This window comes from Corallococcus sp. CA054B (assembly GCF_003611625.1).
In the GTDB taxonomy this organism is placed as follows: Bacteria; Myxococcota; Myxococcia; order Myxococcales; family Myxococcaceae; genus Corallococcus; species Corallococcus coralloides.
In genome coordinates this window covers 40,245-51,723 of record NZ_RAVY01000016.1, presented here as the reverse complement: position 1 = coordinate 51,723, position 11,479 = coordinate 40,245, and the positions used below count along the sequence as shown (strand labels likewise).

8 protein-coding genes, 1 tRNA gene and 1 pseudogene are annotated in these 11,479 nt (G+C 67.7%); 5 read left to right on the top strand and 5 right to left on the bottom strand.

Annotated features, from left to right (window positions below; genetic code table 11):
• Nucleotides 1-607 precede the first annotated feature (607 nt).
• Nucleotides 608-1,522, top strand: a complete 915-nt coding sequence (locus D7V80_RS06555) for a sigma factor (protein ID WP_158616555.1) — start codon at nt 608-610, stop codon at nt 1,520-1,522.
• Between the two features lie 4 nt (nt 1,523-1,526).
• On the opposite strand, the gene D7V80_RS06550 is transcribed toward D7V80_RS06555, so the two are convergent.
• Nucleotides 1,527-1,886, bottom strand: coding sequence for a helix-turn-helix transcriptional regulator (locus D7V80_RS06550; RefSeq protein ID WP_120587334.1), 360 nt, complete (start codon nt 1,884-1,886; stop codon nt 1,527-1,529).
• 281 nt (nt 1,887-2,167) lie between these two features.
• Here D7V80_RS06550 and D7V80_RS06545 point away from each other — a divergent pair, with 281 nt between their 5' ends.
• Nucleotides 2,168-4,021 (top strand): serine/threonine protein kinase, encoded by a 1,854-nt coding sequence (locus D7V80_RS06545; protein ID WP_370452465.1) that lies wholly within the window; start codon nt 2,168-2,170, stop codon nt 4,019-4,021.
• A 26-nt stretch (nt 4,022-4,047) separates the two neighbouring features.
• Nucleotides 4,048-4,962 carry a DUF2381 family protein gene (locus tag D7V80_RS06540; protein ID WP_120587333.1) on the top strand — a complete coding sequence of 305 codons (915 nt, stop codon included), beginning with the start codon at nt 4,048-4,050 and terminating at the stop codon, nt 4,960-4,962.
• A gap of 181 nt (nt 4,963-5,143) precedes the next feature.
• Here the strand turns inward: D7V80_RS06540 and D7V80_RS06535 are convergent, their stop codons facing one another.
• The 3 genes from D7V80_RS06535 to D7V80_RS06525 all read right to left on the bottom strand — a co-directional run bounded on the left by D7V80_RS06535 (nt 5,144) and on the right by D7V80_RS06525 (nt 7,702).
• A complete protein-coding gene (locus D7V80_RS06535; RefSeq protein ID WP_120587332.1) occupies nt 5,144-6,367 on the bottom strand; it encodes an IS701 family transposase in 1,224 nt (407 codons plus the stop codon).
• A gap of 224 nt (nt 6,368-6,591) precedes the next feature.
• A tRNA-Sec gene (locus tag D7V80_RS06530) sits at nt 6,592-6,690 on the bottom strand.
• Nucleotides 6,691-6,733: 43 nt separating this feature from the next.
• Nucleotides 6,734-7,702: a methyltransferase domain-containing protein gene (locus D7V80_RS06525; protein ID WP_120587331.1), complete on the bottom strand. Its 969-nt coding sequence runs from the start codon at nt 7,700-7,702 to the stop codon at nt 6,734-6,736.
• Nucleotides 7,703-7,882: 180 nt separating this feature from the next.
• Between D7V80_RS06525 and D7V80_RS06520 the strand changes: the two genes are divergently transcribed.
• Complete coding sequence (locus tag D7V80_RS06520; RefSeq protein ID WP_120587330.1) at nt 7,883-10,279, top strand: DUF3857 domain-containing protein; 2,397 nt, start codon at nt 7,883-7,885, stop codon at nt 10,277-10,279.
• Nucleotides 10,280-10,282: 3 nt separating this feature from the next.
• On the opposite strand, the gene D7V80_RS06515 is transcribed toward D7V80_RS06520, so the two are convergent.
• Nucleotides 10,283-10,576 (bottom strand): hypothetical protein, encoded by a 294-nt coding sequence (locus tag D7V80_RS06515; RefSeq protein ID WP_120587329.1) that lies wholly within the window; start codon nt 10,574-10,576, stop codon nt 10,283-10,285.
• A 152-nt stretch (nt 10,577-10,728) separates the two neighbouring features.
• Here D7V80_RS06515 and D7V80_RS43820 point away from each other — a divergent pair.
• Nucleotides 10,729-11,474, top strand: a pseudogene (locus D7V80_RS43820) (IS5 family transposase).
• The last annotated feature ends 5 nt before the right edge of the window (nt 11,475-11,479 follow it).

Genomic DNA, 11,479 nt, shown 5'->3' with positions numbered 1-11,479 from the left:
GGTGGCGTGACGCGGCAGGGACGGCCGAGTCACACGGCAACACCACACACAGGGGTCGTTGTCCTATCTCCTATTGGTTCTCGCGCGTATATATGTAGTTCTCTCTCAAGCTCTCTATGAAAGAGAGAGAACGAGAGTGATAGGTGTGTGGCGGGTGTGTTGGGCTCGCCGCCCTGCCTTGCGGTGCCGCTTCCAGCGCCTGCGACGAAACACCCGCGAAAAGCCACGGCCAGAGTTCGCCCCCATTTGCAGGGGAGGGGCTGGAGACCTGCCGGGTGATGGCGGCACGGAGGCCGTGTCAGACGGCGATGTTACTCCCCAGGTCCTGGCCGTTGGAGGCAACCATGCGAGTCCATCCGGACACAGCAAGTCGGCACGCCCTGTATCCCTCCATGTCACAAGTGCGTGGATGTTTCACGCATAGCGGAGGCGTGCCCTCCCTGCGTGACATGGCAGGTGTCTTGCTGGGCGCTGCGCACATTGTCGCATGGGGAACGGCGTGTTTCTTAACGCACGAGAGGGGCAAGGCGTGAAGAAGGGCAGTGCAGCGAAGCGGGAGTCTCATGTTTCACGCAGTGGAGCGTCGCGGCCGAGCCCGGATGAGCTGGTGAGCGAGATTCACAGGCGCCATGCGGCGGGCGAGCCCGGGCGGGCCCGGCAACTGGTGGACGCGTTGCTGCGCCTGCTGGAGCCCCAGCTGCGGCGGCAGGCCCGTGGCTACGAGAAGCTCAGCGGCTCGCTGCTGGAGGATGACCTCGTCCAGGTGGCGCTCCTCGAAGCGCTCAAGGCCGTGGAGACGTACAAGCCCGAGAAGCGCGGCCGGCAGACGTTCTCCACCTGGGTGGAGTGGCGTGCGCGCCGGGCCATCATGGAGCAGATCCGCCTGCACTATGCGGACGTCCGGCCCTCAGACGCAGCCCAGCGCGGGCGCAAGGGCCAGCCGAAGACGCGGCCCATGCCGCTGGTGAGCCGCGACGACGCGGCCGAATCGCTGCCCGGCTCGCTGACGCAGATGCACGACGCGGCCTTGGCGCTGGAGGTGGCTACCGTCGAGGAGCTGTACGCCCTGCGCGAGGAGTGCGCGCGGCTCCGGCGCGAGGTGCTGAACCTGGACCCCAAGCTGCGGGAGTTGGTGTCCCGCGTCCACGGCATGGCGCACCTCCAGCCGGAAATCCTCCCCTCGCTGCCGCTCACGCAGATGCAGGTGCTGCTGGCCAGCTTCAGTCCGGAGGATGTCGAGGAGGCGGTGGCCTCACTCTCCCCGGACGTGAAGGCCATGCTGCATGTCGCGCTACGCGCCAAGCCCGAGGAGCGATTCGCCACGGCGGCGGGCATGCGCGACGCGATGCGCGTTGCCCTGGCGAGGCGGCACCCGGGCTACGGTCGGCAGGAAGCCGCAGCGGAGTGGGCCCAGGTGCTGGCCGAGGGCAGCGTCCTTCGCGACGAGGTGGAGTTCGGCGAAGAGCGCTTCTTCCCCGAGGGGCTGGAGGCCCACGAGTTGGAGGGCCTGAAGCGGGAGTAGGGCTTCAGCGCGCCAGGGCCGAGGCAACGTGGAGGAGGGCCGTGAGGTCCTCCGCGTCCAGCTTGCGCGCGAGGTGGAGGAGGCGCCGCAGCTCCGGGGTGTCCTCTTCCTTGGGCTTGGGCTTCGTACCCTTGCGCACGTCGCCCGTCGCGGTGAGCCCCATCAGCTTCTCGGGCGACACCCGCAGCTCGCGGCAGAGGCGGTAGAGGGAGGGGACGCTGGGGAGCATCTTTCCGCGCTCCAGGCGGTTGTAGACGGGGTGCACCAGTCCAATGCGCTCCGCGACTTCGGCCTGCGTCAGGCCCAGGTGCTGGCGGGCGGCGCGGGCCTCCGTGCCGATGGTGATGCCGAGTTCCTCATTCATGGCGGGCGCAGCGTAACCGAGGGCGCGCACGGCCGGGCCGCTTACCGGGGCTCGGGAGTGTGACCCATCAGCTCGTCTGGGGGGACGCCCAGTGCGCAGCACAAAGGTCGGCCAAGGGTGGATGCTGGAGGTCAGGTGGAATTGGATGGACTCCATGAGTCGTTTCTGGAGGGCTCGTCCAGAGGGAGGGATTCCCGGGCTTCTCACGCTTCTGTTAGGGTCCGCGCCCCGCTGGGAGGACGCCGGATGGAAAAGGCCAGGGAGCCCGAAGGAAGGACGCCATGATGCGGGGGCCACCTCCGGCCGTGCTGTCTCCTGGAGCCCAGGTGCTGGGCTACACGGTGGAGCGCCAGCTGGGGCAGGGCGGCTTCGGCACGGTGTACCTCGCGCATTGTGAGGGCCAGCGCTTCGCCCTGAAGCTGCTGCACCTGCCGCGCGTGGGCGAGCGGGCGGAGCGCGAAATCTCCATTCTCACCCGCCTGCACTTCCCCAACGTGGTGCGGATTCTGGGCCATGGCTACTGGCCGGTGGCCCAGCCCCAGTTCGCCGTCATCGCCATGGAGTACGTGGAAGGGAGTCAACTGGACGCGTGGGCCGACGCGGAGAACCCCACGGCGAGGCAGGCGGCGCGCGCGCTGCTGGGCGTGGCACGGGCGCTCGCCGCCGCCCACGCGGAAGGGGTGGTGCACCGGGACGTGAAGGAGGCCAACGTCATGGTTCGCGCCTCGGACGGCCTGGCCAAGCTGGTGGACTTCGGCATCGGCGACTACACGGGCGCGCGTGAGCTGACGGCGGACATCCTGCCGCCCGGGACGGTGGACTACCGCTCTCCGGAGGCGTGGCGCTTCCTGCGTGCTCACCTTGAGGCACGGGATGCCCGTTACACAGCGGGGCCTGCGGACGACTTGTGGGCGTTGGGGCTCGTCTCCTACCGGCTGCTGACGGGACGCTTCCCCTTCGATGGCGAGGATGGCGCCAGCTTGACGGAGGCGATTCTCTCCAGTGCGCCCACGCCGCCGCACGAGGAGAACGAGCGCGTGCCTCGGGCGCTGAGCGACGTGTGTTTGCAGCTCCTGGAGAAGACGCCCGAGGCGCGCACGCCCAGCGCCCAGGCTCTCTGCGACTCGCTGGAGCAGGCGCTACGCGGCGCGGACGAGACGTGGGAGGTGCCGCTCTGCGACGCCTACGCCGAGGACTCCGCGACGACGGAGGGCGAAGACATCGATAGCTTCGAGCAGTGGCGGCACCAACCTCGACACCGCCCGCGTCGCGGCAAACGCATTCCCCAGAAACAGGTGCCAGCGGAGGACGCGGCTGTTGCTGCTGACGAGACACCGCCTCCCGCGACGACCGTGCGTGTGACGCCTGCGCGGCGCGGGGCCCTTCGCGCCTGGGCGACTCTCGCAGCGGTGCTCGTCCTTGCGGGGGCAGCGTGGGGCTTCGGGACGTCGCGCGTCGCGCGTCCAGTCCCCACCCGTCAGGAAGTAGCGCCCTCTGGCAAGTCACCTCAAGCTGACCGCGCCGCAGTTCCTACCGGGCCGGAGGCCACCGCTGCGGCCGTCGCTCTCCCTGCGACGCTCCAGGAGGATTCCGCCACCGTGACGACGCAGACCAAAGAGACGCAGCCCCTTCAGCTCCCCTCGAAGCCCGCGAAGAAGGGCATGAGCGTCATGGCCCGCGCGGTGAGCACGGCGGCGGCATGCTCGGCGCTCGTGGGGTGTCCTGGTCCGCAGGTGCGCCCGGCACCTCCTCCGGAGCCGTGCCCAAAGGGTGCTGTGAAGGCCATGGCGAAGCTGGGCATCGACATCGGGGACAGGCACGAAGCCGTTTTCACCCGTGACCGCCCGCAATTCATTTCTGTTCGGGAAGGCCCTGCCCAGGTGTTCTTGTACGGCGATTGGGAGGAAATGCCGCACGGGACAGTTCTGTCTGGTCGGCTAATCGTGCGAGACCGCGTTTACGGGCGACTCACCTCGGCGACTACGCCAAAGGGCGACAGTTTTCCTGTCTGCCTGGAGGTCTACGACGTGAAAGACGGGGAACGAGGAATGGCACGCGAGCCCGGAAACGACTCACCCTCCAATGGCCGTATCTTCACGAGCGAATACGTGAGGGCGGTGAGCGAGTTTGAGTAACAGCACCACCTGGGAGTAATCGCCGAGTGTCATCTTCTTCTTTCGTCGTGCTCCTGGGGCTGCTGTTCGTGGCCGAAACGGCCGTCGCTCAGTCAGAGGGTTCAGCGTCGGTGCCGGGCGCACGACGCATCGAATTGTCGCCGGACGATGTTCAAGTCGCACCCGAGATCGGGATCAGTTCTGGACTCTCGACGGCTCTCTTCTTCGATTCCGACCTGATGCGCGACAGTGTCGAGTTGGAGGGGCGAGATCGCTTTGCACTGGTGGATGTGGGGCAAGCCACAATCCGACTGGTGCCTTCGTCGCGTGTAGCTCCAGGCGAGCGGTTTCGTCTGGTCGTGCGATTCAGGGATGGCGCAGCCCCCTTGAGTGCATTCTTCCTTTTGCGGATCCATCCGGCAAAGGCCGAGTCTCTCATTGAGGTCTATCGCGGAAAGCGAACGATTGAGACGTACCAGCAGGAAGCCCGCGAGGCGCATGCGGAATTGCTGCGCTGCCAAAATGAGAACGCAAGACTGATGGCCGAGCACGATGCTCCGGGAGGGCTGGCGGGCCTGATCTCCACCGGAGGAATGGACGAGCGTGGTGTGGCTGGGCAAGTCGTGACCCTTGAGTTCTCCCAAGTCTCTGGGAGTGACCTGACGGCCTCTTACATCACGAGCTATCGCTCCACTACGGGCGTAGCGGTGGACATCAAGTTGGACGTGAAGGCCGGGGCTCAGCCATGGCTCGCGAAGGGCGCAACGCTCAAAGGCAAGGCTGGCGTGGAGTTGAAGGTGATCCGCGTATGGCAGCGAATGCCAATTCCAGGAGGGAACGTCGGTCGGGTTGTTGTGGAGGCCGAGGCCTCACCAGAAACAACCCGAGGGCCCTTCTCACTCAAGCTCTGGGAGGAAGACGGGCGGCGCACTGTCGTGTTCGGCAACGTGATGTTCCCCTAATCCTACAGCTGCAGTTTGAACCGCGCCTTTCGTGCCCGGTAGTGGCACTGCATGGCCACGGCTTGGTGGTGGCGTCGCCAGCGACTCCACGCCAGGACATGCGCAAGTGGAGCCGCCACGCGCCGCAGGAGAGCCACCAGAAGCGTTCGCACTTCCTGGACGGAGTAGCGGACAAAGGCCGTCAGTGAAGGCCGCGCCGGGCGAGAAATGCTCGCATGGGGTTTCTGCGCCTCGGCAGGCCGAGGGCTTTTGGGGGCAGGCCCTCCTGGAGTTGCTGATTGGCCACGGCACGCGCGGCGGAGAGAAAGACGTGGGCCACCAGGCACAACGTCATGTGCCGATGCCATGCCGTCCAGGTGCGCACCTCGTAGTCGGCCAGGCCCACCTCGTTCTTGGCGGACTCGAAGTCCTCCTCCACAGCCCACCGGCTGCCCGCCGCGCGCACCATCGACTCCAGCGAGGCATTGCGCCTGGCATGGGCGACGTAGAAGGCCACCTTGCCGTCCGCGAGGCCTCTGCGAAATAGCAGCCATCGCGACAGCCCCAGGTGCCTGTTGAGACGCATGCGCGCCCAGTCATAGAGGCGTGGGCCCTTGGTGCCCGCGCCCGCGGACAGACGCGCCCAGTCCTCCGGCGGAACTTCTTGCGCCATGTCGCCCGGCTTCACCTGGTAGAAGCCGCGCCAGACGTGCGTGTTGGAGGCCACCGCCAGCACGTAGGGCTGGTGCAAGTCTTCGAGGAAGCGGCGCAGCGTGCTGTCTCGTCCATAGACTTCGTCCCCCACCACCCACGCAGGCTTCAGTCCCGCACCCAGCGCCCGTTGCAGCATGCCCTGGGCAAGGGCTGGCTTGGATTCAAAGCCCACCTCGTCCGGAATCCCTCCCGCATGGCGGCGGGCAGAGTCCTCCGTCCACGGCTCTGGCAGGTACAGCTCCCGGTCCACCAGCGCATGCCCCAGAGGTGTCACATACGAGAGGAAGACGCCCACCTGCGCATTCTCCACCTTGCCCGCCGTGCCCGTGTACTGGCGCGCGACGCCCACGGACTTCTCTCCCTTCTTCAGGAAGCCCGTCTCGTCCACCGCCAGAATGCCGCCTTCACCCAACGCCCGACGTGCGTACTCCAGCACGTCGTCGCGCACCGCATCCGCGTCCCACTTCGCACGCAGCAGCAGGTGCTGGAAGGCATAGGGCGCTCGATGCCCTGCATCCTCCGAAAGGCCCCACACATTCTTGCGCTGCGCTCGCCCCAGCAGGGCCTTCACGTACTCGACCGCAGTGGCATGCGCCTCGCGCCTGCGGAAGTGCGGCTTCAGCCAGGCGCCTACCGCCTCCAGTTCCGTCACGAGACGGCCAACCAGCCGGACTTCCGGTGCCTGCGCTTCTGTGGCCGATGGCTGCTGCATGGGAAGTCTCGCTCCTCCCCCTCCTGTTTCTTCAACAGGATGAGGACTGCGGAGTCTTCCGAACTACAGCTGTAGGACTAAGGGAGCCCGTTGCTGAGTCCTCGCCGTTGCCTGCTGCGCAGTAACGCAGCGGTAACGCAGTCGAGTGGACTGGTCTGGACGCGCCTGGACGCAGCAGGGTACGGTATCCACAGGGCAGGTGGGGCGTAACCCCTCGGAAGTATTGGCGGTAGGGCACGGGAATCGAACTCGCCAGGGACTGCTCTCGCAGCCCCTCACCGGTTTTGAAGACCGGGCCGGCCACCAGGTCCGGAGGCCCTACCGCAGGCGATTACCGCCGCTTTAGCGCCGGTCCGTCAACCACGGTCACGGCTTGCGCGCGAACACCACGGCGTACTCGTCGCAGTTGAACAGCGCGGGCCACTGGAGTTGCTCCGGTGTCATCCGCATCGCCTTGTGCACGTCCGCGCGCACCTGGTGCAGGGATGTGCTCCCCGGATTGCGCTCCAACTGCGTCATGCCCCGCAGCGCCACCAGCGCCGTGTTCACCGCCGGGTACACGTCGTCCGCGATGGACTCCACCTTCGCGTCCTGGAACCCCGCCCGCCGCAGCTCCTCCCGGTAGCGCTCCGTCGACCAGACGTTCTCCTCCGGAAACGCAATCAGTCCCCGCCAGTAGCGGTAGCGCAGCCTGGCCCGCAGCCCTGCGCCCGACTCGCGGTCCGTCTTCTGCGCCATGTCCGCCATCACCAGCCGGCCTCCTGGCTTCAGCACCCGGAAGGCCTCGCGCAGGAAGTCCTGCCGCGTCCGGAAATGCATGGCGGATTCCAGCGCGAACACCACGTCGAACGCCCCCGCACCCGGCAGCGCCGTCGCGCTTCCCACCTCCAGTCGGACCACGTTCTCCAGCCCCGTCAGCTTCACTCGCTCCCGGCCCACCTTCACCTGGTTCGGCGTGATGTTCACCCCGAGGATGCTCGCGGGCTTGAACTCCTCCGCCCACAGCAGGTCCTGGTCCGCGTACCCGAAGCCGCAGTCCAGTACGGCATCCCCAGGTCCCAGCTTCGCCGTCCTCGCCAACAGGCGCGCCATCTCCGCCTGCGCGGACCGGAACAGCTCCCCCACGCGCTCCACGTTGGTGTCGTCCACCTTCTCCACGTGCTTCCAGTAGCCCAGGTTGATCCAGAAGGGCTCCCGGCCCGTCGTCACCCGGATGTCGCTCGGCGTCGGCATCCCCGCCACCCAGGCCCCTGTCTCCTTCGTGTAGAAACGCTCCGGGTCCGCCAGAAACGCACTCTTCAGCCGCGTCGCGACCTGCCTCACGTTGACCATCATCGCCAGCCTCCTGGGCCTTCCATCCGACGGCCGGAACCCTAGTCCTTGTCACGGTGATTCCGGAGCTGGCCTGTCTGCCGGTTTTCACTGGTGAAAGGTGCGGGGACGCCCGCCCTCCGTCCCAGGGGGCGCCTTGTCCGGCGCGTCCTCCGGGCTCCATGATGGGCGCTCTTTTCCGCCATGCGCCGAACCTTCCGTCCCGCCCCCCTGACTCCGGGCTTCCTTTCGGCGTCCGTCCTGCTGCTGTGGCTGTGTCTGTCCTTGAGCGCCGAGGCAGCACCGGCGGCGACGAACGCCAGGCCGTTCCGCGTCGGGCCTCCCGCCGCGTGGGTGAAGCCGCTTCCCATTCCTCCAGACCCCGGCCCGACGCCCGAGGGCGAGGAGGAGACCAGCGTCTCCCGGCTGCTGATCGAGGAGCAGGTGCGCGTGTCGGGGCCTTCGCGCGAGCACTACCTGCACTCGGCCCAGAAGGTCCTCTCGCCGCGGGGCATCGACCGCGTCACGGACATCCAGTTCCGCTTCGATCCGACGTACCAGAAGCTCACCGTCCACGGCATCTGGCGCATCCGCGACGGCCGCCGCGAGGACGTCTTCCAGCCCGCCGAGGCCCGCGTCATCCAGCAGGAGACCGAGCTCCAGAACCGGCTCTACAACGGCACCCTCGCCGTGGTGCCCTTCCTCCGCGACGTGCGCGTAGGCGACACCGTGGAGGTCGCGTACTCCTTCGAAGGCGCCAACCCCGTCTTTGGCGGACGCTTCTCCGACGTCGTCGGCGTGGGCCGTTCCTATCCCGTGGCCCACTTCGCCTACCGGCTGCTGTGGCCCGAAGGGCGGGGGCGCACGCTCTTCATCCGGGACTTCGCCGCGCCGGGCCTGTCGCGCTCGGAGTCGATGCTCAACGGCGAGCGCGAAATCATCCTGGAGCGCCGCCACGTGCCCGCAGTCCGCCACGAGGACGACGTCCCCGGCTGGCAGCCCGTCTACCCGTGGATCCAGTTCAGTGAGTACAGGGACTGGAACGACGTCGCGCGCTGGGCCTCCACGCTGTTCCAGGTGCCCGCGCGTTCGAAGGCGGTGGAGCAGGAGGTCCGCCGGCTTTCGAAGGAGCCCACCCCGGAGGCGCGCTTCTTCGCCGCGCTTCGCTTCGTCCAGGACGAGGTGCGCTACCTGGGCATCGAGATGGGGCCCAACTCCCACCAGCCCCATCACCCCGACGAGGTCCTCCAGCGCCGCTTCGGCGACTGCAAGGACAAGTCGCTCCTCCTGGTATCGCTCCTCAAGGGGCTGGGCATCGACGCGCAGCCGGCGCTCGTGAGCACGGACCTCACGCAGCTGCTGGACGGCTTGCGCCCCACCGCCACCGCGTTCAACCACGTCATCGTCCACGCCACCGTGGCCGGCCGCGAGCTGTGGGTGGACCCCACGGCGACGCTGGAGCGCGGCGGGCTCGACAGCTACGCGCCGCCTTCCTACGGCCGGGCCCTCCTCGTCGCCCCCGGCACCACGGCGCTCACCGTCATCCCCACGCCCACGCTGACGGAGCCCTCCATCTTCGTGGACGAGACCTACGTCGCGATGGACCGCGACGGGGCCGCGACCCTCGACGTCGTCACCACGCGCACGGGGGATGCGGCCAACTCCATGCGCCGCGCGCTCGCGGGCACGTCCCTGTCCGAGGTGTCCCGCCTCTACTTGAACTACTACGCGAAGACGGACGCGAAGATCTCCGTCGCGAAGCCCATGACGGTGGACGACGACGCCGTGAACAACGTGCTCGTCATGCAGGAGCACTACCGCATCGAGGACTTCTGGTCCTCGGGCGGTAGCCGGGAGTTCCGCGCGCATGCCCTGCGCCAGTACCTCGCCGTGCCGAACTACTCCCACCGCGCCTTCCCGCTGGCGGTGGAGCACCCCGTCTTCGCCCGCCACCGCATCACGCTGAGGGCCGGCGAGCTGCCCCCCGTCAAGACGGAGTACGAGGTCGTGGACGGTCCGGCCTTCCGCTTCGTGGCCGACACCCGCGCCCGAGGCCAGACGCTGCTGCTCGACTACAGCTACCGCAGCACCGCGGACTCGGTCCCGCCCGAGCGCATCGCCGAGTACGTGAAGGCCGTGCGCGACACCGAGGCGCAGCGCGGCTACGCCATCCAGCTCAGGAGCCGGGCCGCCCGCCGCCAGGGCTCCGCTCCGTCCGGCGAAGGGGGGATCCTCTTCCTGGGCGTCGTCGCGACGTGTCTCGTGCTGTGGTTCGTCATCGCGCAGGGCGGTCCGGTGGGGCTCTGGCGCAAGGGCCGCGCCTGGGGCCGGCGCCGCGCCTTCGCGCGCAAGTTCGACGCCGACCATCGGGGCGACAGCGCCGGATCCGCCATCCCCATCACCAGCGCACAGGAGCTGCTGTCCAAGCTGGACCGGCTGCGCTGCGCCTGTGGAACCACCAGCGAGGCTCCCCGGGACTCGCTCCGCCACGAGGCCGTCGTCCTGGGCGAGCGTCACCTCACCCTGGTGCAGTGGCAGTGCCCCGCCTGCGCCCGCGCCCGCCGCGCCTACTTCGAGGACAAGGGCTCGCGCGCCGCCTGACGTCTACTGACAGATGCCCGGGCAGTCCGCGCTGCCCCTGGGCTGGCACGTGTCGGACGGATCATCCACGCAGGTGTTCCCGGACACGTTCCCCGCGCAGCCCCCGAAGAGGCCGCCGCAGCACTCGACGTACCCCTCCGGCACGTCACACGGCGTCGGGAAGGACTGGCACGTCTCGCTGTCCGAGCGCGCGAACACCACCACCTGCGGACACGTGCGCGGCTCTTCGTTGTCGTCGCCCAGGCAGCCCGTCAGGCCCAGCACCGCCATCAGCCCCAGCTTCGTCCATGCATGCATGGCGCGCATCAGGGCAGGGGAGGACAGGGCTAGGGGCTGTCCCTGATCTCCGGCCCGAAAATCAACCTGGTGGATCAAACACGGGCGTTGGACCCGGCCTTGAGGGGCACCAGGAGGTTGCCAGCCAGCGTCAGGCATGATCAACGCTGGCTGTGCGCCGACATGAACTGAGCGATGCCGAGTGGAGCCGCATCAAGCCCTTGCTGGGCTCGCGTAGCGGCCCACCCTCGAAGCGAGGGGACCGCGACTTCATCAACGCCGTCATCTGGCGCGTGAAGACTGGGGTGCAATGGCGGGACCTTCCGGAGCGATTCGGCCACTGGAAGACCGTCTACAACCGCTTCCACCGCTGGGCGCAAGTCGGGCGCTGGGAAGCCATCTTCAAGGCCCTGCGACTTCCGGTGGATGAGCTCGGCTCGCTGGCAGACGCTTCCGTCGTCCGGGCGCATCAGGACGCCTCGGGCGGAAAAGGGGGGTCCGAAGAAATGCTCTGGGGCGTTCTCGAGGAGGTTTTTCAACGAAAGTTCACGCCGTCACAACGGCGGGCGGTAAGCCGCTCCACCTCGAAATAACGCCCGGCCAGCAACATGAGTCCACGATGGCCGAGGAGTTGTTGGTGCACGCCGAGGGCAAGGCCTTCATCGCGGACACCGGTTACGACGCAGAGCGCATTCGCGCCAACGCCCTGAAGGTGGGAATGACGCCTGTCATTCATCCCCATCCCAGCAGGAAGCAACCGCCTGCGCTGGACCGCACCCTCTATCGGTTGCGCTACCGGGTGGAGTGCTTCTTCCACGACCTCAAGCGCTTTCGGGCTGCGGCCACCCGCTACGACAAGACGGCGAAGAGCTACCTCGCCGTCCTGCACGTTGCTTCCATGCTTCTTTGGCTGCGGTAATCAGG